19 protein-coding genes are annotated in these 24,338 nt (G+C 46.5%); all 19 read left to right on the top strand.

All coding sequences use genetic code 11. The features are described 5' to 3' along the window. The first annotated feature begins 87 nt into the window (after positions 1–87). Positions 88–1,719 carry a bacillithiol biosynthesis cysteine-adding enzyme BshC gene (gene bshC / locus MHH86_RS23260; RefSeq protein WP_076316808.1) on the top strand — a complete coding sequence of 544 codons (1,632 nt, stop codon included), beginning with the start codon at positions 88–90 and terminating at the stop codon, positions 1,717–1,719. Between the two features lie 157 nt (positions 1,720–1,876). Continuing rightward, positions 1,877–3,148 (top strand): adenosylhomocysteinase, encoded by a 1,272-nt coding sequence (locus MHH86_RS23255; RefSeq protein ID WP_170914265.1) that lies wholly within the window; start codon positions 1,877–1,879, stop codon positions 3,146–3,148. Positions 3,149–3,411: 263 nt separating this feature from the next. Continuing rightward, positions 3,412–3,849 (top strand): division/cell wall cluster transcriptional repressor MraZ, encoded by a 438-nt coding sequence (mraZ, locus tag MHH86_RS23250; protein WP_036683674.1) that lies wholly within the window; start codon positions 3,412–3,414, stop codon positions 3,847–3,849. Between the two features lie 36 nt (positions 3,850–3,885). Continuing rightward, the gene (gene rsmH / locus MHH86_RS23245; protein ID WP_036683671.1) at positions 3,886–4,839 is read left to right on the top strand and encodes a 16S rRNA (cytosine(1402)-N(4))-methyltransferase RsmH; all 954 of its coding nucleotides are present in this window, start codon (positions 3,886–3,888) and stop codon (positions 4,837–4,839) included. 23 nt (positions 4,840–4,862) lie between these two features. After that, the gene (locus MHH86_RS23240; RefSeq protein WP_036683668.1) at positions 4,863–5,255 is read left to right on the top strand and encodes a septum formation initiator family protein; all 393 of its coding nucleotides are present in this window, start codon (positions 4,863–4,865) and stop codon (positions 5,253–5,255) included. Between the two features lie 46 nt (positions 5,256–5,301). After that, a complete protein-coding gene (locus MHH86_RS23235) occupies positions 5,302–7,536 on the top strand; it encodes a penicillin-binding transpeptidase domain-containing protein (RefSeq protein ID WP_076316807.1) in 2,235 nt (744 codons plus the stop codon). Between the two features lie 79 nt (positions 7,537–7,615). Next, positions 7,616–9,541 (top strand): stage V sporulation protein D, encoded by a 1,926-nt coding sequence (locus MHH86_RS23230; RefSeq protein ID WP_036683661.1) that lies wholly within the window; start codon positions 7,616–7,618, stop codon positions 9,539–9,541. Between the two features lie 55 nt (positions 9,542–9,596). Then, on the top strand, positions 9,597–11,084 hold the full coding sequence (locus MHH86_RS23225) for a UDP-N-acetylmuramoyl-L-alanyl-D-glutamate--2,6-diaminopimelate ligase (RefSeq protein ID WP_036683658.1): 1,488 nt from the start codon (positions 9,597–9,599) through the stop codon (positions 11,082–11,084). Beyond that, positions 11,081–12,487 (top strand): UDP-N-acetylmuramoyl-tripeptide--D-alanyl-D-alanine ligase, encoded by a 1,407-nt coding sequence (gene murF / locus MHH86_RS23220; protein WP_038572862.1) that lies wholly within the window; start codon positions 11,081–11,083, stop codon positions 12,485–12,487. Before MHH86_RS23225 ends, murF begins: the two co-directional genes overlap by 4 nt. 21 nt (positions 12,488–12,508) lie before the next feature. Continuing rightward, the gene (mraY, locus tag MHH86_RS23215; protein ID WP_036683653.1) at positions 12,509–13,474 is read left to right on the top strand and encodes a phospho-N-acetylmuramoyl-pentapeptide-transferase; all 966 of its coding nucleotides are present in this window, start codon (positions 12,509–12,511) and stop codon (positions 13,472–13,474) included. A 3-nt stretch (positions 13,475–13,477) separates the two neighbouring features. Next, the gene (murD, locus tag MHH86_RS23210; protein ID WP_076098548.1) at positions 13,478–14,899 is read left to right on the top strand and encodes a UDP-N-acetylmuramoyl-L-alanine--D-glutamate ligase; all 1,422 of its coding nucleotides are present in this window, start codon (positions 13,478–13,480) and stop codon (positions 14,897–14,899) included. Positions 14,900–14,948: 49 nt separating this feature from the next. Further along, positions 14,949–16,046: a stage V sporulation protein E gene (gene spoVE, locus MHH86_RS23205; RefSeq protein WP_036683647.1), complete on the top strand. Its 1,098-nt coding sequence runs from the start codon at positions 14,949–14,951 to the stop codon at positions 16,044–16,046. 5 nt (positions 16,047–16,051) lie between these two features. Then, a complete protein-coding gene (gene murG, locus MHH86_RS23200) occupies positions 16,052–17,164 on the top strand; it encodes an undecaprenyldiphospho-muramoylpentapeptide beta-N-acetylglucosaminyltransferase (protein WP_038572859.1) in 1,113 nt (370 codons plus the stop codon). Positions 17,165–17,370: 206 nt separating this feature from the next. Then, positions 17,371–18,654 (top strand): UDP-N-acetylglucosamine 1-carboxyvinyltransferase, encoded by a 1,284-nt coding sequence (gene murA / locus MHH86_RS23195; RefSeq protein ID WP_340952074.1) that lies wholly within the window; start codon positions 17,371–17,373, stop codon positions 18,652–18,654. A gap of 64 nt (positions 18,655–18,718) precedes the next feature. After that, positions 18,719–19,474 (top strand): FtsQ-type POTRA domain-containing protein, encoded by a 756-nt coding sequence (locus MHH86_RS23190; RefSeq protein WP_076098550.1) that lies wholly within the window; start codon positions 18,719–18,721, stop codon positions 19,472–19,474. A gap of 343 nt (positions 19,475–19,817) precedes the next feature. After that, positions 19,818–21,080 carry a cell division protein FtsA gene (gene ftsA / locus MHH86_RS23185; protein ID WP_036683637.1) on the top strand — a complete coding sequence of 421 codons (1,263 nt, stop codon included), beginning with the start codon at positions 19,818–19,820 and terminating at the stop codon, positions 21,078–21,080. Positions 21,081–21,141: 61 nt separating this feature from the next. After that, positions 21,142–22,263, top strand: a complete 1,122-nt coding sequence (gene ftsZ / locus MHH86_RS23180) for a cell division protein FtsZ (protein ID WP_036683633.1) — start codon at positions 21,142–21,144, stop codon at positions 22,261–22,263. A 269-nt stretch (positions 22,264–22,532) separates the two neighbouring features. Then, positions 22,533–23,480 (top strand): sigma-E processing peptidase SpoIIGA, encoded by a 948-nt coding sequence (spoIIGA, locus tag MHH86_RS23175; RefSeq protein WP_036683940.1) that lies wholly within the window; start codon positions 22,533–22,535, stop codon positions 23,478–23,480. A gap of 92 nt (positions 23,481–23,572) precedes the next feature. Then, positions 23,573–24,295: an RNA polymerase sporulation sigma factor SigE gene (gene sigE, locus MHH86_RS23170; RefSeq protein ID WP_036683937.1), complete on the top strand. Its 723-nt coding sequence runs from the start codon at positions 23,573–23,575 to the stop codon at positions 24,293–24,295. Positions 24,296–24,338 lie beyond the last annotated feature (43 nt).

Below are 24,338 nucleotides of genomic sequence, written 5' to 3'. Positions count from 1 at the left end.
GGCTCCTGACTTTGGATACAATCATAGAGAGTTTTTATCAACTTGGATTTACATATAACTGCTTAGTAGAACTGGAGGCACTAGCAAATGAATATTGTAACGGAACCGCTCAAGGGTGGATCTGCACTCTCGCGCGACTATATAGATCATTTTGAAAAGGTTAGTCATTTGTACGGTGGGGATTTCCGCAATAAAGAAAGTAGAAGTAGACGGGCCGATTGGCTAGATAGCAGAGAAAGCCTTCGTGCCGACCGGACTCAGATTGCTGGGTGTCTACGACAATATAATGAAAAGCATAATTCGCATGATGCGGTGATGGCTTCGCTGGCGCTCTTAGAGCAGCCGGGGACATTAGTGGTGACAGGTGGGCAGCAAAGCGGACTATTTACTGGACCCCTGTTAGTGGTATATAAAGCTGCAACTACCATTATGGCGGCAAAAGAAGCAGCTGAACAACTCGGCCGACCTGTAGTTCCTTTATTCTGGATTGCAGGTGAAGATCATGACTGGGATGAAGTGAATCATACGTATGTACTGAATCGTACGCAGGAGATTACTAAGATTAAGATAGAAAAGTCAGAAGAGAAACGCTCCTCAGTAAGTGATATTCGTGTAGAAGAGGAAAGCTGGCAGCAGGTAGTAGAACAGTTAGACGGTCTGCTTCAGGAAAGCGACTTTAAGCCGCAGATCATGGAATTCATTCGCACTTCTTCTTTTAGAGCTGATAGTATGACGGATGCATTTGCCAAGCTGATGGGTTCATTATTTGGTAAATTTGGTCTGATTCTGCTTGATTCTGCTGATCCCAACTTACGTAAGTTAGAACAGCCATTTTTCACTTCGCTAATTATGCAGAATGATGCACTGGAAACAGCGTATATGAATTCTGCTTCTGATATTGTGGGCGCTGGATATGAGCTTCAGGCTGATGTTACAGCTGGCAATGCCAACCTCTTTTATATTCATGAAGGTACACGGCTTCTGCTTCACAAGAAGGACGGAATCTTTACGGATCGCAAGGGTCAGGTATCCTTTACCCGTGATGAATTACTTGAGGAGGTGCAGGCACATCCGGAACGCTTTAGCAACAATGTGCTGACACGTCCACTTATGCAGGATTATGTGCTGCCTGTTCTGGCAACGGTGCTGGGTCAAGGTGAGATTGCTTACTGGGCCATTCCGCACCGTGCGTTTGAGACCATTGGGGGAGAAATGCCGTTAATTATCCCTAGAATGTCTTTTACTGTCGTAGAAGGTACGCTGCACAAGCATATGGACAAATATCAACTTAGCTTTGAGGATGTAAGACAAGGACTGGATCATAAAAGACATGAATGGCTGGGCGCACAGGATGAGCTCGGGATTGAACGCCGTTTTGAAGAAACCAAAACCTCATTTGCCGCCATGTACGAACCGCTGATTGAGCAGCTTGGAACGGTTCAGGCCGGTCTGCTTAAGCTGGGGAATAACAATAAAGAGAAGATTCTAGATCAGATTACTTTTTTACAGGCGAAAGCCCAAGATGCAATGGCAAAACAGAACGAAGCTGCAATCCGGCAATGGGAGCGAATCGAGCTGTCATTAATGCCACTGGGTAAACTGCAGGAAAGAGTGTACAATATCATGTATTACTTGAACCGGTACGGGCTTGCTTGGCTGGATGAGCTAATGACGGTTGAACCGGATTACAGTGGAACACATCGCATCATTTATATGTAATGGAAGTATTGCTTTCCACAAAACTAATCTTATGCTTACGAAGTGAGTTTTGTACGAAGTAGATCAATGTAGTAACGCTCACAAAACAAAGCGTATGCTTACGAAGCAAGTTTTGTACGAAGTATGTAGTAACGCTCACAAACTTTTAGGAGGTTTCATAATGAGTTCATCTAAACAAAATAGTATCGTGGCTGATATGTCACTCGCACCGGAAGGGCATTTGAAAATCGACTGGGTTCGCCAGCATATGCCGGTACTAAACCGTATTCGTGAGCAGTTTGAAGCAGAACAGCCATTTAAAGGTCTGAAAGTATCGATCACATTGCATTTGGAAGCTAAAACCGCGTATTTGGCGAAGGTTGTCAAAGCTGGTGGTGCAGATGTAACCATTACAGGTTCGAATCCACTTTCTACACAGGATGATGTATGTGCAGCGCTTGTGGAGGATGGAATCACAGTATTTGCTAAATACAACCCGTCTCCTGAAGAATTTAAAGCTCTTAATATCAAAGCACTGGAGAGCAAACCGGACTTGATTATTGATGACGGTGGGGATTTTGCTACATTACTGCATTCGGAGCGTCCTGATCTGATGGAGAATATTCGCGGGGGTGCTGAAGAAACAACTACCGGAATTATTCGTCTAAAAGCTCTGCAAAAGCAAGGCGTATTGAAGTTCCCAATGGTCGCGGTTAATGATGCCTACTGCAAATATTTATTTGATAACCGTTATGGCACTGGACAATCGGCATGGGATGGAATTATTCGCACAACCAACCTTATCGTAGCGGGTAAAACAGTAGTTGTTGTCGGTTACGGCTGGTGTGGTAAAGGTGTTGCCATGCGCGCCAAAGGACTTGGAGCAAAAGTGGTTGTCACAGAAGTTGATGCGATTAAAGCCGTTGAAGCACATATGGACGGTTTTGAAGTAATGCCAATGCTGGAAGCAGCTAAGGTTGGTGATTTCTTCGTTACAGTAACTGGTAACCGTTATGTAATTCGCGGTGAACATTATGATGTGATGAAGGATGGCGCAATCATGTGCAACGCGGGCCATTTCGACGTTGAAGTGAATAAGCCTGAGCTGTCGGAAAGATCCGTATCCCAACGTACCGTTCGCAAAAATATCGAAGAGTACCAGCTTCGTGACGGACGTAAATTATATCTGCTTGCCGAAGGCAGACTTGTAAATCTGGGTGCTGCTGATGGTCACCCTGCTGAAATTATGGATACAACCTTTGCGCTCCAGGCGCTGTCGCTGAAATATGTAAATGATAATTATAAGAGCATTGGCGTAAAAGTTGAAAATGTTCCTTATGAGCTGGATGAGCAAGTAGCACGCTATAAGCTGGAAAGTCTGGGCATTAACATCGATAGCCTGACTCCGGCGCAAGTGGATTATTTGGACAGCTGGAATTTGAACGATTAATAACTGAACGCATAACAATAAAGTGTATTAACCAGTGTACCTTGAACTGAAGCAACTTTTTTAACAAAGCCATGCAACGGACAAGATTCCGATTGTATGGCTTTTTTCTGTGGAGAAATGTTTTTCGGGAAACGAGCTATCTGATTTAGGAAAAATTTCCTTGGCCAGAAAAAGGTTTTTGATTTTTAATGGCGAATCTATTATGCTTAAGTGGTGAAAAGTGGGGTAAAGTGGGGATTCGGGGATTAGGGGTGGGAAAAAGGATGTTCATGGGAGAGTATCAACACAGCATTGACGACAAAGGCCGAATCATTATTCCGGCTAAACTCCGTGAATTGCTCGGAACCTCCTTCGTGACGACCCGCGGCCTAGACTCCTGCCTGTTTGTTTATCCCATGGAAGAATGGGCAATCATGGAACAAAAGCTTAAAAGCCTTTCGCTGATGAAATCAGATGCCCGCGCATTTAGCCGCTTTTTTTTCTCAGGTGCAACTGAATGTGTTTGGGATAAGCAGGGAAGGGTAAATCTGCCGGCTAATTTACGGCAGTATGCCAAACTGGACAAAGACTGTGTCATTCTGGGCGTTTCGAACCGGGTGGAAATCTGGAACAAAGAGCTTTGGGAACAGTACTTCGAACAGTCCGAGGAATCGTTCAACGAAATCGCTGAGAAATTGGTGGATTTCAATTTTGATCTATAAAACACAATAACGAATACTGTCCTGGAGGGATGCAGCTTGTTTCACCACATCACGGTGCTTAAGGAAGAAGCGACAGAAGGGCTGCACATCAAAAAAGACGGAATCTATGTAGATTGCACTCTCGGTGGAGCGGGACACAGCTCACTTATCGCTTCCAAGCTTAGCGGCGAAGGCCGTTTAATCTGTTTGGATCAAGATGATTGGGCTTTGGAGAACGCAAAAGAAAGATTAGCGGAATACGGAGACAAGGTTGTGACTATTAAGACTAACTTCCGTGATCTGGAGAGTGTACTTAAGGATGTGCCCTTTGTGCCACAAACAGATGGTATTCCCCAAGTAGATGGAGTGCTCTTTGATCTTGGCGTATCCTCTCCCCAGTTTGACGAAGGGGAACGAGGCTTTAGTTACAATCATGATGCTCCGCTGGACATGCGCATGGATCAGTCAGCACTTTTGACGGCTGCTGAAATTGTGAATACATGGTCCGAGCAGGAGATTGCCCGTGTTCTTTTCCAATATGGAGAAGAGAAATTCTCGCGGAGAATCGCTAGAAAAATTGTTGACAGAAGAGAAGAAGCTCCTATTGAGACAACAGGAGAATTAGCAGAACTGATCAAGGAAGGTATCCCGGCAGCTGCTCGAAGAACAGGAGGGCATCCCGCTAAACGTAGCTTTCAAGGATTAAGGATTGCTGTGAATGACGAATTGGGTGCTTTTGAAGAAGGGCTACATAGTGCAGTACGTTGCCTTGCACCAGGAGGCAGAGTATCCGTCATCACCTTTCATTCGCTCGAAGACCGAATTTGCAAGCAAATTTTTAGCAGCTATTTAAGCAGATGTACATGCCCGCCTGACTTTCCGTTTTGCGTATGCGGCGCGAAAGGCACGCTTAAGTTAATCAATCGTAAACCGCTTGTGCCTTCTGAAGAAGAGCTTGAGCTTAATACCCGAGCCCGCTCAGCTAAGCTGCGCATTGCAGAAAAATTGTAATTGACGATAAAGGAGAGTCAGAGATGGCCTATACCCGCGGCAATTTAGCAGTTCAGCCCAAAAGAAAAGAAGAGGTAAACCCCCTTTACCGCGAGAAGACAAAAGTAGTTACCAGACGAAGAGTACTTCCGCTGCAAGAGAAACTTTTGTATATGCTGACGCTAGGAGTATGCGTTCTGGTGGCGATCACCCTGATTTCACGTTACGTCCAAATTTATGATTTGAACTTGCAGGCTCAGAAATTAGATCAGGATATTGCAACAGCCAAGAAGCAGATTTCTACGTATCAGATGGAAAAGCAGAATCTAGAGCAGAAAGTCGCCCAAAAAGCACGGGATCTTGGTTATGTGTCTCCGGATGAGAATGCAACAATCTATATTCCGGCAAGCTCGGCAACGACTCCAGGTGATAATTAGTGAGCGATTGGCAAGATCGCAATAAAAAAAGTTGTGAGGTTCGCTTATGCTGAAAAGAATAAAACTTCGCACGCTGTTTATAGGAGGGTGTATTACCCTCTTTTTTCTTGTTTTGATCGTTAGAGTGTTCTGGATTCAAGTTATGCAAGGTGAGGAATGGCAGGAAAAGGCCGCCACACTTTGGGCTCATACCTCAACTATCAAAGCGGAGCGAGGTACGATTTCTGACCGTAACGGGAGTGTGCTTGCTAGCGATGTCCCTGCTTATACCGTGGTGGTGAATCCTGAAGTGATTCAACAACAAGGCATCGGGGAAGAGGTCATTACAGGATTACACGAATTGCTCGGCAAACCAGAGGATGAGCTGCGTAAGCTGGTTGAAGCCAAGGACGAAGAGACGGGTGCTTACCTCAAGAACCGTGAAATACGTAATGAAGGCTGGAAGATTGATCAGGAGCTTGCCGATAAGGTGAAAGAATTTTATGTAGCCCTAGGTAAAGAACATAAAATTCAAGAGACCGGTATTGGGCTTGTTAGAGAGCAGAAACGATATTATCCAAAAGATGAATTAGCTGCACATATCTTAGGTTATACAGATAGGGACGGCAATGCTATCATGGGACTGGAAAAATACTTTGATACGGAGCTTAAGGGTGCCGATGGCAAGCTGCTTTATCAAAGTGACGGTCAAGGGGTAAAATTGCCGGATTCACAAGATACCTATAAGCCAGTAGTAAATGGAAGTAATTTCAAGCTTACAATCGATAGTACGATCCAGCATTATATAGAAGAGGCCATGCAAAAGGCGTATGCGCAATATAAGCCAAAAAGTATGAGTGTCATTGCTGCTGATCCGAACACGATGGAGATTTTGGGATTAGCCAATATGCCTACCTATAATCCAAATGAATTTTGGAAGACCGGGGCCGATGGGGCGGGATTCTATAATCATGCTATTAAATCTAAATACGAGCCTGGTTCCACTTTCAAAATTGTAACGCTTGCCGCCGCAGTAGAAGAGAAGCTTTTTGATCCTGTTGCGACATTTTTGTCCGGGTCCATCCGGATAAAGGGATATAGTAAGGCACTGCATGATATTAATCATGCTGGATGGGGGCAAATCAGTTTTCTTGAAGGTGTGAAACGTTCTAGTAACGTTCTATTCGTTAAGCTATATGAAATGCTCGGACAGGACAAGCTATTACAGTATATCAATGATTTTGGCTTCAATGAGAAAACGGGAATCGATCTGCCAGGAGAAGTAAGCGGGGTCGTTAACCCTAACCTTGGACGTCCTATAGAAATTGCGACACTCGCATATGGACACGGTAAAGTGCTAGTAACCCCACTTCAACAGCTAGTTGCCGTATCTGCTATCGCTAATGGGGGGAAGTTGATGACTCCGTATGTAGTTAAGGAGGTCACAAACCCTAACACTGGTGAGACAAAGGTTACTCAGCCTAGTGTAGTGCGTCAGGTGATTGATGAGGAAAGCGCCAAGAAAACGGGTGAATATTTGGAGCAGGTTGTTGCTGACCAAGTAAAAGGAACAGGCCGCAACGCTTATATTGACGGCTATCGCGTGGCAGGAAAGACAGGAACGGCTATCAAGGTTGAAGGTAAGGATTATGTGAAATCCAAAGTACTTGTCTCCTTTATTGGTTATGCTCCTGTTGATGATCCAAAGATCGCTGTTATTGTCATTATTGATGAACCGAACGTTGAGGTTGGCGGCGGTAAGGCAGCTGCTCCAGTATTTAAAGAGATTGTATCCCAGTCTCTGCAATACATGGGAGTACCTAAGCTGGCGTCTGAGGCTAGTGATAGCAGCAGCAAAAAGCCGGCTAAGACTGAAACAGTCGCACTTCGGACTACACCAGATCTAACAGACAAGACGATGAAGGAAGCAAGAGAAGCACTTTTGGATCAAGGCTTCGATTATGTAGTGGTCGGAGAAGGATCTGCTGTAGAGAGTCAATATCCTGAGGCAGGTACGAAGCTTGCTACAGGGCAACGGATCTATTTATTAAGTCCGCAGGGGGCTCAGCCTACCATTCCAGATTTAAAAGGGGAATCCCTGCGTGATGCACTTGAAATTCTAACTCTACTAAAAGTAGAGATTGCGGTAGACGGAGAAGGTTACGTCTCAGAACAGATTGTAGGAACGCAAAATGGCAAGACCTTGGTCACTTTGAAAATGAAGCCATTAAATGATTATGGCGAAGATATTCCCGTGGCCCCGCCTGCTGATGAGGGGACAGATTCCGAGAGCGGAACATAGCTTGTTCTAACCCCTGTTTGTCCCGAATAGTCATGAAGATAAGAGCTCATGTCTATTGTTGAAAGTGGGGGAGAACGGAATGAAGGTTTCCAAAGTCGTAACACGGCGGAGAATGCTGTGGACATTGCTGGGACTGGCAGTGTTATTCGGTTCGCTGGTCGTGCGTCTTGCGTATGTGCAATTATCTCAAGGCGAGGAATTGACTGCGAAGGTAGAAGATTCCTTGCGCCGCAATATTCCTTTTACCGCTAAACGTGGTGAAATTATGGATCGTGAAGGTGTGCCGCTCGTTTCTAATATCACCACACCTACAGTGTATGCAGTACCGGTGCAGGTAAAAGAGAAGCAAAAGACAGCACAGCAATTAGCTCCACTGCTTGGGATGACTGAGGAGAAGCTGATGACATTGCTGTCCAAAAAAGAAATGTCGGTGAAACTTCAGCCCGGCGGCCGCAAAATTACGATGGATCTTGCCGCGAGCATCCGTGATTTGCAGCTGCCGGGCATCGTTGTCGCTGAGGATAGCAAAAGATATTACCCTTACGGCGATTTAGCCGCGCATATTTTAGGCTTCACAGGTATAGATAACCAGGGTATTACAGGAGTAGAGAGTATATATGACAATCTGCTCAAAGGCATAGCCGGCAATATTTCTTATTTGTCTGATGCAGGCGGAAGACTTATGCCTGGCTCATCTGAGAAATATTCTGCCCCTCAAGACGGACTTAATCTGGAGCTGACGATTGATAAACAGATCCAGTCCATTATGGAACGTGAGCTGGATCAGGCTATGGTAAAATATCAGGCGCAGGGTGCTTGGGCTATAGCTATGAATCCGAAGAATGGTGAGATACTAGCCATGGCTAGCAGACCGGGGTATGAACCAGCATCATACAAGGAATATGATGCGCAGATTTACAACCGGAATCTGCCTATCTGGATGACCTATGAACCTGGTTCAACGTTCAAAATCATTACTCTGGCTGCTGCGCTGCAGGAAGGTAAAGTAGATCTTCAGAACGATCATTTCTATGATCCGGGTTTTATCGAGGTAGCGGGCGCAAAGCTGCGCTGCTGGAAAAAGGGCGGCCACGGTAGTCAAACCTTTTTACAGGTAGTTGAGAACTCCTGTAACCCTGGGTTTGTCGCCTTAGGGCAACGGCTGGGAAAAGAATCACTTTTCAAATATATTCGTGATTTTGGTTTTGGCAGCAAAACGGGAATTGATCTGAATGGGGAAGCTAATGGCATTCTGTTCAAGCTCAGTCAAGTAGGTCCGGTAGAGCTTTCGACTACAGCCTTCGGCCAAGGGGTTTCGGTTACGCCTATTCAGCAGATTGCTGCGGTATCCGCGGCTATCAACGGCGGTAATCTCTATAAACCGCATGTAACAAAAGCATGGGTTAACCCGGTTACTGGAGAGACTGTATCAGAGGTGAAGCCAGAGCTTGTGCGGCAGGTCATTTCGGAGGAAACATCCAAGAAGGTGCGGGCAGCACTTGAGAGCGTGGTTGCCAAAGGCACAGGACGGCCGGCTTTTATTGACGGCTATCGTGTAGGTGGCAAGACGGGTACTGCACAGAAGGTTGTAAATGGACGTTATTCTCCAACAGAGCACATTGTTTCTTTTATTGGCTTTGCGCCAGCGGATGATCCTCAGATCGTTGTGTACACTGCCGTGGATAATCCGAAAGGGATTCAATTTGGGGGTGTGGTTGCAGCTCCAATCGTGCAAAATATTTTGGAAGACTCACTGCACTATATGAAGGTTCCGGAGCGCAGTGATCAGCTTCCCAAAACTTATAAGTATGGCGAAACTCCGATAGTGACCGTACCTGATCTTACCGGAGCAACGGTGCAGGATATCTATGAGGATTTAAATATGAATTTTAATCTTGCACGTTCAGGCACAGGAAATACGGTCATCAATCAAGCTCCTAAGGCTGGGGCCAGAGTAGAACAGGGCTCAACCATCAGGATTTATATGGGAGCATCTAGTGAATAATGATTAAGGTATAAGGTTTCAGCTCGTATCCGAAAATGTAGAGTGAGGGATTACTATGAAAGTTAACGAATTATCTGCTTGTCTTGCTACTTCGCAACTATACGGGGATGGAGATGTGGAGATTACTGATCTTCAGACGGATTCCCGCCGTGTAGGCCCGGGAGATCTATTCATCTGTTTGCCTGGCCACACCGTGGACGGGCACAAATATGCGCCGCAAGCAGTAGCCTCCGGAGCGGCGGCTATTGTATGTGAGCACAAGCTGGAGCTTGATATCCCGCAGATTGTTGTGGATGACTGCCGGTTTGCGATGTCTGTCATGTCGAATGCTTTCTTTGGCTCACCTAGCAGCCGGATGAGAATGATCGGGGTGACGGGCACAAACGGCAAAACAACAACGACTTATCTCATTGAGCGGATTATGCAGGATCAGAATATGAAGACAGGTCTGATTGGAACGATTCAAATGCGCTATGACGGCAAAAGCTACCCTATGTCAGGCACAACTCCGGAGTCGCTAGATCTGCAGCGGTCCCTTCATGATATGGCTTCCAAAGGTGTGGAGTGTTGCGTAATGGAAGTATCCTCTCACGCACTTCAGCAAGGACGTGTGAAGGGTGCGGACTTCCGTACGGCAATTTTTACGAACTTAACCCAAGATCATCTGGATTATCATCATACAATGGAGGAGTATCGGGCGGTTAAAGGGCTCTTTTTCTCCAGATTAGGAAATGTGATCTCTCCGTGGAAGGAAGAACGCAAATATGCGGTGTTGAACGCGGATGATGAAGCAAGTCACTATTTTGCAGCCCAAACTGCGGCGGAAGTGATTACATATGGCATTGATAACAACGCTAATGTCCGAGCTTCGCAAATATCGATCACTGCAAAAGGAACTTTTTTCCATGTTGATACGTTTAAGGGGAAGACGGACATTTCGCTCCGTATGGTTGGAAAGTTCAATGTCTACAATGCACTCGCGGCGATTACAGCTGCTTTATTGGAAGATGTCTCTCTGGCTGATATCAAGACTAGTCTTGAGGCAATCGATGGTGTAGCTGGACGGGTGGAGTCAGTGGATGAAGGTCAGGAATTTGCTGTTATCGTTGACTACGCACATACACCAGACGGGCTAGAGAATGTATTAAAGACGGTCTGCGAATTTGCTACCGGCAAAGTGCTTACAGTGTTTGGCTGTGGCGGAGACAGAGACCGGACGAAACGTCCATTAATGGGGAAGATCGCTGCACGATATAGCGACATGGTATTCGTAACTTCTGACAACCCTCGGACTGAGGACCCTCAACTAATCTTGAAGGATATAGAAGCAGGACTAGTAGAGGATGGAGTCACCTCTGACCGGTATCATATGATTGTTGATCGCCGAGAAGCTATCGGGAAGGCTATTGAAATGGCAAGCCCTGGCGATGTAGTATTGATTGCGGGGAAAGGTCATGAGACCTATCAACTGATTGGCGGAGTGGTTCATGATTTCGATGACCGCATCGTCGCTAAAGAAGTTATAAGGGGCCGAAACTATTGATTACAAGAACGCTTGAAAATATTGCTGCCATGTGCGCAGGGGAACCTGCTGCTGTCGAAGCTATGAATACAACCCTTACGGGAGTCGTTACCGACTCCCGTAAGATCACACCCGGCTGCCTGTTTGTGCCTCTATCTGGAGACAAATTCGATGGTCACCACTATGCTGCCGCAGCACTGGCTGCTGGTGCTGGCGCAACCTTGTGGCAACGCGATAAAGGACCGGTACCTGAAGGTGGCGGAGTTATTATTGTTGAAGATACGCTGGAGGCTCTCCAGAAGTTGTCCGCTGCTTATCTGAAGGAAGTGGCTCCGCAGGTTGTCGCTGTTACGGGCAGCAACGGGAAAACAACAACAAAAGATATCATTATGTCTCTGCTTGAAGTGCAGTTCAAAGTGCACAAGACAGCGGGGAATTTCAATAATCATATCGGTCTTCCGCTTACTATTTTATCCATGGCTGAGGATACAGAGATCGCTGTACTTGAAATGGGGATGAGCTCGCGGGGAGAAATTGCTCTGCTGGCTTCTTTGGCTGAACCTGACGTAGCGGTAATTACTAATGTAGGCGAGTCGCATTTACTGCAGCTGGGGTCACGTAAAGAAATAGCCCGCGCCAAGCTGGAGATTGCTGAGGGGCTGAAGCCGGGGGGACTGCTGATTTATAACGGTGACGAACCGCTGCTGACTGAGGTAATGCAAGAGTCCACTTTTAAGGCTCCAGAAGGGATGAGAACCTTCCGTTTTGGTCTAAATGAGGATAATGATGATTATCCAACAGGGATGATGTCCCATACTGGTGGCATGACGTTCACGTCAAGCCGTCATAAGGAACATGCTTTTACATTACCGCTGCCAGGTCAGCATAACGTTGTTAACGCTCTGGCTGCACTAGCGGTTGCTCGTCATTATGGGGTTACGGAGCAGAATATGAAGGACGGTCTAAGCAAGCTCAAGTTGACGGGCATGCGGATTGAAGTGATTCGAACTTCTTCCGGACTTACGCTTTTAAACGATGCTTATAATGCCAGCCCTACTTCTATGAAGGCGGCTATAGATGTCCTGCAATCTATGAAATGCAGTGGCAATAAAATCGCTGTGCTCGGGGACATGCTGGAACTTGGGCCGGAGGAAGTAGAATTTCATCAAGAAATAGGCTACTACCTTGACCCTTCATTAACTGATTTTGTATGTACTTACGGACCATTATCCGTTCATATTGCCAAAGCAGCAGAAGAGAAATTCGGCAAAGAGCGCGTAAAAGCTTTTACAGATAAAGCGGAACTAACCGCTGTCCTTCTAGAGAAATGCAGTGCTAAGGATATTGTTCTATTTAAAGGATCAAGAGGAATGAAGCTCGAGGAAGTGCTTCAGAGCCTAAATAAAGATATTCAACAGACCTAAATCATTGGAGGGGGTGTACCCATGGATTATCAACTATTGTTATTGACTATTGCTGTTTCCTTTATCCTTGCGGTCATTGCCGCTCCGCTCTTCATTCCGCTTCTGCGCAGGATGAAATTCGGACAGCAGGTGCGAGATGACGGACCGCAAACCCATTTGAAGAAAGCGGGAACGCCGACTATGGGCGGTATCGTGATTATCGTAGCTTTTACCTTGTCTTATCTGAAATTTTCTGTGGTGAATACAGATTTTTACGTACTGCTCGTAGCTACGCTTGGTTTTGGATTGATCGGGTTTTTGGATGACTATATCAAAATTGTATTTAAGCGTTCCTTAGGGCTCACAGCACGTCAAAAGTTATTTGGACAGCTGCTGGTTGGTGCTCTGATGTGCGGTCTTCTGATTTATGCCGGACACAGTACAAGTATCAGCGTACCAGGTACTGATTTCAGCTTTGATTGGGGTGGCTGGTTCTATTATCCATTCATCATTATTATGATGATGGCAGTGACGAATGCCGTTAACTTTACAGATGGAGTCGATGGACTGTTGTCTGGTGTCAGTGCCATTGCCTTGGCCGCATACGCGGTGGTGGCAATGCAGGCTACGTCTATTGCGGCAGGTGTATGTGCTGCGGCAATGATTGGTGCTGTATTAGGCTTTCTTGTGTTCAATGCCCACCCTGCTAAAGTGTTTATGGGGGATACGGGTTCGTTTGGTATTGGTGGTGCTATAGGTGCTATTGCTATTGTCACGAAGAGTGAGCTGCTGTTTCTCATCATAGGCGGTGTCTTTGTAATTGAAATGTTATCCGTTGTGATTCAAGTGGTTTCATTTAAAACCCGTGGCAAACGTGTATTCAGAATGAGCCCGATTCACCATCATTTTGAGCTTGGTGGCTGGTCGGAGTGGCGTGTGGTAATTTCGTTCTGGGCGGTTAGCTTGGTGTTGGCTGCTGTGGGACTATTTATTAGCAAGGGGTTGTAGAGAATGAAACATCCAGATATGTATCATGGTGAAGAAGTTGTGGTTCTTGGGCTTGCTAAAAGCGGTGTCCAGGTGGCTAAAGTGCTGCATGAACGCGGCGCTATAGTTACGGTTAACGACAAAAAGGAAAGAGATCAAAGTCCCGAAGCTTCCGAATTGGAATCTTTGGGAATTTGTGTTATATGCGGCGGGCATCCGGAAGGACTTATTCATGAAGGTGTAAGTCTGGTAATCAAAAATCCAGGCATTCCTTATTCTGCGCCCCCTGTACAAAAGGCAATTGAGCTTGGAATTGAAGTGGTCACAGAGGTAGAGGTGGCTTATCGACTTTGTGCAGCGCCGATGATCGGCATCACAGGCTCCAATGGCAAGACGACAACGACGACCTGGGTAGGCCATATGCTGGAAGCTGCGGGAATGAACCCTATAGTTGCGGGCAACATTGGTACGCCTCTTTGTCAGGCTGCACAAGAGGCTACAGAGGATAACTGGATGGTGGTCGAGCTTAGCAGCTTTCAACTCAAAGGTACGGAGACCTTCCGGCCAAAGATAGGCTGTCTGCTGAATATTGCAGAGACTCATCTGGATTATCATGGAAGCATGAAAGATTATGTGGATTCCAAAACCAAGCTGTTCGCTAATCAATTAGCTACGGATACAGCAGTGCTGAACTGGGATGATCCTGTCTGCCGGGAACTTGTGCCCTATGTGAAGGCTTCGATTCTTCCATTCTCCTTGTTTGAGGAGCTGCCTCATGGAGTATTTGTTAGCCCGTCCTATATTACGGGGCAAGATGATGAGCTGAAGCGCCACATTATCTATCGCGAATCTGCGGACAAGGAAACGATAATCGCGGATGTGGATTCCATCGCTCTTCCGGGTCGCTTTAATGTGGGGAATGCGCTGGCTGCCTGTGGAATTGCTATTGCCGCTGGAGCTGACCCCTCTCTATTAAGCGAAGTGCTTTCTTCTTTTCGTGGTGTGGAGCACCGCCTGGAGTATGTAGCTGATAAGGCTGGAGCCGCTTATTACAACAATTCCAAAGCAACGAACTCCAAAGCGACAATTACGGCTTTGACATCGTTTCAGCGTCCGGTGGTATTGATCGCTGGCGGATTAGACCGTGGCTCCGATTATATGGAGCTGCTGCCTGTCCTGAGCGGACGCGTCAAAGCTTTGGTGGCGTTAGGACAAACCAAGGACAAGCTAATAAATGTAGCACAGCTGGCAGGATTAAAGCAGATTATCTCCGTCGATAATGGGGAGAGCGCCGCCGCCGTGCTGCAAGCAGCTGTGCGGGAAGCTTCCGCTCTGGCGGAAGAAGGAGATATCGTTCTCCTGTCTCCTGCATGTGCTAGTTGGGATATGTTTACATCCTATGAAGAGCGCGGGTGTATTTTTAAAGAGGCGGTGCATAACCTTTAAGTAGGGGGGTGGATAAGCCCCTACTACGGATGCAAGAGGTGTGCTCCTGATGAACAAAACTCGTCATGCTCCCGATATTTGGTTGCTGATTCCCATTCTTTCTTTGCTGGTAATCGGCATGGTGATGGTATACAGCGCCGGATCTGTCTTGGGCTTCCGCAATTATGGAGATTCGTTTTACTTTGTAAAGAGGCAGCTTTTGTTTGCAGGACTGGGACTTGTTGCAATGTTTGTTACAGCGAATACAGACTACAAAGTGTTAAAAAAGCTGGCTAAGCCGGCACTGATTGTCTGCTTTATCCTGCTCGTTATGGTGCTTATTCCCGGCATTGGTGTAGTTCGCGGGGGAGCGCGCAGCTGGCTCGGAATCAGCTCCTTCGGGATTCAGCCCTCCGAGTTCATGAAGATGGGGATGATTCTATTTCTGGCGAATTGGCTGGGAAAAGAAGAGTATGATATCACCTCCTTCACTCGTGGCTTACTTCCACCGTTAGCGCTTATCGGATCAGCCTTTGCACTGATTATGCTCCAGCCGGATCTGGGTACAGGTACCGTTATGTTTGGCGCAGCCTTGATGATGGTCTTTACAGCTGGGGCAAGAATGAAACATCTACTCTCACTAGGAGTAGCTGGCGTGGCTGGGTTTGTTGCTTTGGTTGCCGCAGCACCTTACCGGTTGCAGCGGATAACCGCTTTTCTTGATCCTTGGTCCGATCCCCTCGGTGCAGGCTACCAGATTATTCAGTCGCTCTACGCGATTGGCCCTGGAGGGCTTGGGGGTCTCGGACTTGGAATGAGCCGGCAGAAGTACAGTTATGTACCTGAGCCGCAGACCGATTTTATTTTTTCTATATTGGCCGAGGAACTGGGGTTTATCGGTGGTTTGGCTGTGTTGATCCTGTTTCTTATTCTAATCTGGCGCGGAATGAAGGTGGCGATGAGTCTGCCTGACCGTTTTGGAAGCTATTTGGCCGTTGGCATCGTCTGTATGGTGGCTGTGCAAGTCATTATTAATATTGGTGTGGTCATCGGTCTAATGCCTGTAACAGGCATCACACTTCCTCTGATTAGCTATGGAGGTTCTTCGCTTACACTGATGTTAACCTCCCTGGGCATTCTATTGAACTTATCCCGTTATGCGAGGTGAAAGACATGCGTATCGTATTAAGCGGCGGAGGCACGGGTGGTCATATCTATCCCGCAGTCGCTGTTGCTAGACAACTGGAAGCAGAAGATAGTGAATCTACCTTCCTGTATATTGGTGGAACGCGTGGCTTAGAGAGCAAGCTTGTTCCCCAAGAGAATATCCCTTTCAAATCTATCGACATCACTGGCTTTCGGCGCAAGCTGTCCATGGACAACGTCAAGACGGTGATGCGTTTTTTAAAGGGCGTTAAGGCTTCCAAAGAAATGTTAAGAGAGTTTAAGCCTGATGTTGTAATTGGTACAGGCGGTTATGTATGTGGTCCAGTCGTTTACGCTGCATCCCGGCTGGGTATCCCAACTTTGATCCATGAACAAAATGCTATCCCTGGTTTAACAAATCGTTTTCTAAGTCGTTACGCGAGTACAGTGGCCGTAAGCTTTGAAGGGACAGAATCTGCTTTTCCGGGGAGTAAGCACGTAATCTACACAGGTAATCCTCGGGCAACGACGGTTACTACGGCTAGTCCACAACGGGGGTTTGCCTCGCTGGGCATTCCGGATAACAGCACGGTTGTTTTGGTTGTTGGCGGTAGTCAAGGGGCTAAGGCTATTAATAAAGCCATGATTGAAATGGCCCCATTTGTGGGTAAGGGTAATGGTGTTCATTATGTTTACGTTACAGGTGAGCCTTATTTTGAGGATACCCGTGCTGAATTGCGTCAGAAGCTGGGTAGCACACCGAACTGGCTGCATGTCCTACCTTATGTTCACAATATGCCGGAGGTCTTGGCTTGTACCTCCTTAATCGTAAATCGGGCGGGGGCATCCTTTCTCGCTGAGATTACAGCGCTGGGTATTCCTTCTGTACTTATCCCTTCTCCTAATGTGACGAACAATCACCAAGAGGCGAATGCAAGACAGCTGGAACGCGAAGGGGCCGCTGTGGTGGTGCTTGAGAAGGATTTGAATGGTAAGGCGCTTTATGAAGCTGTGCAAGCAATCATTGGAACTGAAGCTGTACGCCAAAAAATGTCTGAGGCTTCCAAACGACTGGGCAAAAGGGATTCTGCTGCCATTGTCACTAACGAACTCCGAAGACTAGCCGGTAAACAGTCTTAAGCCATTTACCTTTGAGAGGTATTTTCCTTATTGGCAGCTCTCTGTCACACACTTGGAGGAACGAACATAGGATAATCCTATAATCGTGACAATCACCCAGAACACTTCCTAACCTGAAAGGTAGTGCAGGATAATCTTGTACATTTCATATGACCTTGTATCGGAAGTGTTTGTGGTGGGTGAGCGGTAATCTCGGAGGTGATACATTGGACAAATTGGTGATTGAGGGTGGAAGTCCCCTGTCAGGCACCATTCGTATCCATGGAGCAAAAAATGCGGCGCTGCCGATTCTAGCGGCAAGCCTGCTGGCCGAAGGAGTTCACTCACTGCATAATGTGCCGAAGCTGCTGGACATCGAGACTATGCTAGACATCTTGGATCGGCTGGGCTGCAGGTGCGTGCATCAAGAGGATACGGTGACGATAGATACGTCAGCCGTGGGGACATCTCATGTACCTGAGGAATTGATGCGGCAGATGAGATCTTCCATTTTTTTAATGGGACCGCTGTTATCCAGATTTGGTGAGGTAACGATCTATCAGCCTGGTGGCTGTGCGATCGGGGAGCGTAAAATCGATCTTCATTTGCAGGGTCTTAAAGCACTGGGGGCGGAGATCGAGGAAAGCAACGGACGAATATCCTGTCGGGGCTCAAAGCTTGTAGGGAGTGATATTCATCTCGACTATCCAAGTGTTGGAGCCACGGAGAATATTATGATGGCTGCCGCCAAGGCAGAGGGGACAACGACGATATCGGGAGCAGCAAGAGAGCCGGAAATACAGGATCTACAGCAATTTTTGAATAGTATGGGTGCTCAGATTATCGGTGCAGGCACGGATACCATTACGATCCAGGGTGTCAAAAACTTATATCCCTGTACGTACGAGGTAATCCCAGACCGGATAGTGGCTGGAACTGTAATGATTGCTGCGGCAGCTACACGTGGGAATGTGACCTTGACACATACGAACGCCGGGCATCTGACTTCGCTTATTCATGTGCTTAAGCGGGCTGGTGTTCAAATCACAGTATGCAATGATATAATTAATGTCAGCTGCATGGGACGTCCGCGTGCGGTTGAGAGAATCGTAACCTCTCCTTATCCTTCTTTCCCGACGGATCTGCAATCTCAGGTCATGGTGCTGCTGTCGCTCGCCGATGGTTTTAGTGTGATCAAGGAAACGGTGTTTGAGGGACGGTTCAAACATGTGGAAGAAATGGCCCGGATGGGTGCTGACATCTCTATCGATTTGAATCGTGCGTTTATTCGCGGCGTTCAGAGATTGTATGGTGCTACTGTGGAAGCTACTGATTTGCGGGCGGGTGCAGCTCTGGTCATTGCCGGGCTTGCTGCACAAGGGACTACGGTCGTTGAGCAAGCGCATCACATTGACCGTGGTTATGATGGAATAGAGAAGCTGTTTCAGAAGCTTGGCGCGCGTATAAGCCGTAAGGTGCCTGTAACGGATCCACTTGATTTGGCCAATTAAAGCTCCCTGTCTCCTTCCAGATCTCTCAGAGAAGGAGACAGGGCCTTATTACGGAGATATGAGAATGACTACAACCCGATTACCTCTTCTTAAAGAGGACAAGCCTAAGAAAAAAATGAGCCGTAAGATTACGGCGATCCTGCTGCTGCTGTTCACTGCGCTTCTTGCTGTGATTTTTTTTAGATCGTCTATTAGCCATATTACAGTGATAGATTTTCAAGGTAGCAAGTATTCTACTAGTGAAGAGTTACTCTCACAAAGTGGAATTAAAATAGGTGGGCAATTCTTTGCTGTATCAACTAAAGCTGTGGAAGAATCTCTGCTGAAGCTTAAGACGATTAAAGACGTCAGCGTGCAGAAGGATTTCCCCGGGGTGATCACAGTAAAGATTGAGGAATTCCCTGCGGTAGCTTATGAACTGGAACAGGGAGGCCTCTTAAAGGCGATTCTGTCCAGTGGAGCTGCAGTGCCTGTTAATGAGACTGGAATTGCTGTTGAGAAACCTATATTAACGAACTGGGACCCGGATGATCCGAATAAGGCTAAGCTTTGTCAAGCATTAGCAAGCATTCCTAATGAATTGACAAGTGATATCTCTGAGATTGTTCCCTCGCCAACCTTGTCTTTTCCAGACCGGATCAAGCTCTATACTAGATCCCGTTTTGAGGTGATTACAGCCATCTCTTTGCTAAAGAGCAAGGTGTCCTATTTGAATCAGATTATAGAGACTGAACAGCCTGGACTCATTAAAATGCTAGAAGCCGATTCATATGTTCCTTTTCAGGTGGAAAGCGATGAAGAAGATGTTGCGCAAGAGTAGTGTGGAGGTAAATAGTCCCTACTAATAGAGTTAAAAAAATGCTACAATCGGAGTTACGGGCAAGAAGCTATATCCCTCTTTTTTCTTCGATTTTTTTGAGATATAGTACTATATTTGGTTGAAATGACCAATTAGGCCGATATTTCTTGTGATAATTGCTATTTTTACAATAACATATGAGTAACTATTCACATTTGGGGATGTTGGAATATTATTCCGTTCAAAAAATTTGTAGAAAAAAGAGGGAAAGGATTAGGTATGTTGAATATGTACAGAGAAGTTTCCCGGGACCGGGATAAGGTAATGCAATTAATTATGATTATAACAGGAGGTGCCATAGGACTTGAGCAACAATGACATCATTGTTAGTTTGGACATCGGTACATCCAAAGTTCGGGCAATAATTGGGGAAGTTACCAATGGAACCTTTAATATTATTGGCGTTGGATCTGCTGATTCGGAAGGAATACGTAAAGGCGCGATTGTAGATATCGACCAAACTGTGCAATCGATCAAAAGTGCTATAGATCATGCAGAGCAGATGGTGGGTATTCAAATATCAGAGGTTTATGTAGGCATTTCCGGTAATCATATTGGCCTGCAATCCAGCCACGGTGTTGTGGCCGTTCAGAATGAGGATCGTGAAATCGGCGATGATGATATCGATCGCGTAATTAAAGCTGCGGAAGTCATTGCTATGCCTCCGGAGCGTGAAGTGATTGATGTTGTTCCCAAACAATTTATCGTCGATGGTCTTGAAGGAATTCAAGACCCGCGCGGAATGATCGGTGTTCGTCTGGAAGTTGAGGCAACAATCATTACGGGTGCTAAGACGCCAATACATAATCTACTACGCTGTGTTGAGAAATCAGGGCTGAAGGTAAAGGATCTTGTGCTGATGTCTCTTGGAGCTGGTGGATTGGCGCTGTCCAAGGACGAGAAATCGATGGGATCTGTTCTGGTTGATATTGGTGCGGGCTCAACAACAATAGCCATATACGAAGAGGGTTCTCTTAGTGCAACCTCCACGATTCCGATCGGAGGAGAATTCGTAACCAATGATATTGCCTACGGACTTCGGACGCTTACTGATCAAGCGGAGAAGGTAAAACTTAAATATGGTTGCGCATGGATTGACGATGCAGCCTCAGACGTTGTCTTCAAGGTATTGCGCATTGGCAGTAATGTGGAGAAGGAATTTAACCAAGAGGATCTGGCGGCAATTATCGAGCCAAGGGTGCAAGAAATATTCCACCTGATTCGTCAAGAAGTTAAACGGCTTGGTTACAGTGAACTGCCTGGAGGTTATATACTTACAGGTGGGACTGTCTCGATGCCGGGTGTATTGAAGGCTGCTCAGACCGAGCTGGCTGCATCTGTACGCATCGCCGTGCCGGATTATATCGGTGTACGGGACCCTGGGTTTACCGGCGGTGTCGGTATTCTGCATAATGTTGTCCGTAGTTTCCGAGCAAGAAACAGTGGTGGAAGCAGCAACAAAAAGACGGTCAACCGGAGCAAGCAGAACGCCACTCCGAGTCAGGAAACTGTTCAGAAGCCCGGATTTGTGGAGCGTCTAAAAAATATGTTTAGCGAGTTTATATAAGTGTAAGTCCAGATATACTTGGACCGGCCATCCAAGCACATTGAGGGGGAGATGGAACAATATGTTAGAATTTGATTTTGAAATGGAGAGCTTGGCGCAAATAAAAGTCATCGGCGTGGGCGGCGGAGGTAGTAATGCTGTCAACCGGATGATTGAAAACGGCGTTCAGGGTGTAGAATTTATTACGGTTAATACAGACGCCCAAGCGTTGCATATGGCCAAATCGGAGCACAAGCTGCAGATTGGGGACAAGCTGACCCGTGGTTTGGGTGCAGGCGCCAACCCTGAAGTCGGTAAGAAAGCAGCGGAGGAATCCCGTGATCTGATTTCGAATACCCTTAAAGGTGCAGATATGGTATTTGTTACTGCAGGAATGGGTGGCGGTACAGGTACAGGGGCGGCGCCAGTTATAGCTGAAATTGCTAGAGAATGTGGAGCCCTGACTGTGGGTGTAGTTACTCGCCCGTTCACTTTTGAAGGAAGAAAACGTTATAACCAGGCAATGCTTGGAATCGAAGCTTTGAAAGAAAAAGTCGACACGCTAATCGTCATTCCAAATGACCGTTTGCTTGAGATCGTTGATAAGAAAACACCGATGTTGGAAGCTTTCCGTGAAGCAGATAATGTTCTCCGGCAGGCTGTTCAAGGTATCTCTGACCTAATTAAGGTTCCTGGTCTGATTAACCTTGACTTTGCGGATGTAAAGACGATCATGACAGAGCGCGGTTCAGCGCTTATGGGAATTGGTATAGCAAATGGTGAGAACCGTGCGTCTGAAGCAGCACGTAAAGCCATCATGAGCCCACTCTTGGAAACGTCTATTGAAGGCGCCCGCGGCGTAATCATGAATATTACGGGAGGATCTAACCTCTCCCTATACGAAGTCAATGAAGCGGCTGAGATCGTTACATCCGCCTCTGATCCTGAAGTGAATATGATCTTTGGTGCGATAATTGATGAAGGCCTGAAGGATGATATCAAAGTAACAGTAATTGCTACTGGCTTTGAACATAAACCATCGCCTGAAGCTCCAGGACGTCGTCCGGTCTCGACGAATAACGAGCCAGCGGCAGCACCGGATAAGAACGCTGCTAATCTGCGTCCGTTCGGGAATCAGAACACGTCAGATCAGTTGGATATTCCGACGTTCCTGCGTAACCGTAATCGTAGCAACAACGACTAGTTAAATATTTTTATCAAGAAGATATGAAAGCACCGTATTATCCAGCTAATAGAGCTAGGGTACTGCGGTGCTTTTTTTATGTGAAATGCTGTTCAGAAGGAATAAAACCCTCCCACGCTATAACTCGACAAAAAAACCTCAAGAATGCCCCCCAAGTTTAGACAGACTTTGAAAGCGAGACTTTTTATACTAATCATATCGTCCAAAAAACAGAGCCTGATCCATTTTGGCTACAGGATAGATTCCGCCATAGTAGGCAGGTGAATGCACTGGTTGTTTATATTGACTTGATATTCGCCGCCAATCTAGTGATCGACGGAATTCTTTTGTGGCTGACAGGCTGGATGGTCAAGCTGAGGATATCATGGTGGCGGCTAGTCCTCTCAGCTCTGGTTGGTGCGCTCTATGTGGTGATGATGTTTGTGCCGGAGTTGTCTTTCATGTATACCTTCCTCATTAAGTTTGGATTGTCGGTGGTTATGCTATGGATTGCCTTTGGTTTTGGGAGTCTGCAAAGCTACCTTCGCACTATGGGAGCTTTTTATATTATCAACTTCGCAGCTGCTGGTGGGATTGTAGGTATTCACTATTTGCTGCAGAGCTCCGGTGATATTTGGAATGGTATTATGTTCACTGCTTCAGGAGGGCATGCTTACCGCCTAAAGATTGGTTTTTGGTTTGTAATTGCAGTATTTCCCCTGGTGTTAATCTGCTTCAAGGCAGTGCACTCCTCACGAATCAGAAGGGAGCAGCTTGAAACCTATATCGGTGAGGTGGTAGTAGAAATTGATGGAGTGACTGTTTCCTGTCCCGGCCTGCTAGACACAGGTAACCGGCTTTGTGATCCTTTGACCCGCATACCGGTGATGGTTATGGAATCTTCGCTCTGGGAGGGACATCTGCCTGAAACATGGAAAGGTAGACTCACTCAGGACGGAGCGGACAAACTTTTACTAGAAACGGACGGGCAGTCGTTTGCTTGGCAGGATAGGATGCGACTGGTGCCTTACAGGGGAGTTAACCGGGGGGCATCATTTATGCTTGCACTGAAGCCTGATCAGGTGACGATAAAGCTTGGTGAAGATATCTTTTATTGTAAAAGAGTCTTGATCGGGCTGGATGGTGGGACATTGTCGGGGGATGGAGCCTATCGGGCTGTAATACATCCTGATTTGACTCAAAAAGAGAGCGCTATTGATGCAGCACTGCCTTCCTAATCTTTAAAGCTAGCTGAACCAAACTTCTGATGGCTGAAAGCGGGATTTGAAAGCTTCACACGCGAACCGTGCACTTCTTGGAGGAGGAACAAATAATGGTCAAATGGAAAATTGCTCTGCAGCTGCAATATTACCGCATGCTGTTTCTACTAGGGCTGAAGAGTCAGGAAATCTATTATATTGGCGGGAGTGAGGCACTTCCTCCACCGCTGACACGGGAAGAAGAAGAATATCTGCTTCAGCGGCTGTCTAGCGGCGATGCAGCTGTTCGTGCGATGTTGATTGAGCGCAATCTTCGCTTGGTAGTATATATCGCTCGTAAATTTGAGAATACCGGCATCAATATCGAGGATCTGGTTTCGATTGGCGCTATTGGCTTAATTAAGGCTGTGAACACTTTTGATCCTGAGAAAAAAATAAAACTGGCTACTTATGCATCCCGCTGCATAGAGAATGAAATCTTGATGTATCTGCGGCGGAACAGCAAGACACGGAGTGAGGTTTCTTTTGATGAGCCGCTTAATATTGATTGGGATGGCAATGAATTATTGCTTTCTGACGTATTAGGAACGGAAAATGATACCATTTATCGGAACATAGAAGAACAGGTTGATCGCAAGCTGCTGCAAAAGGCACTGGAAAAGCTGAGTGACCGGGAAAGACTCATTATGGAGCTGAGATTTGGCCTGCGCGGAGGCGAAGAAAAGACACAAAAAGATGTGGCCGATCTGCTTGGCATCTCCCAATCTTATATTTCGCGGCTGGAGAAAAGAATTATCAAGCGGCTGCGCAAGGAGTTTAACAAGATGGTGTAAGGTGAAATTAGCAAGGAATAAAATGGCGAGCCCGGGAGATAAT

Origin of the sequence: Paenibacillus sp. FSL F4-0097 (genome assembly GCF_038593125.1) — a bacterium.
Classification (GTDB): domain Bacteria; phylum Bacillota; class Bacilli; order Paenibacillales; family Paenibacillaceae; genus Paenibacillus_AQ; species Paenibacillus_AQ odorifer.
This window is presented reverse-complemented; position numbering and strand designations above follow the sequence as displayed.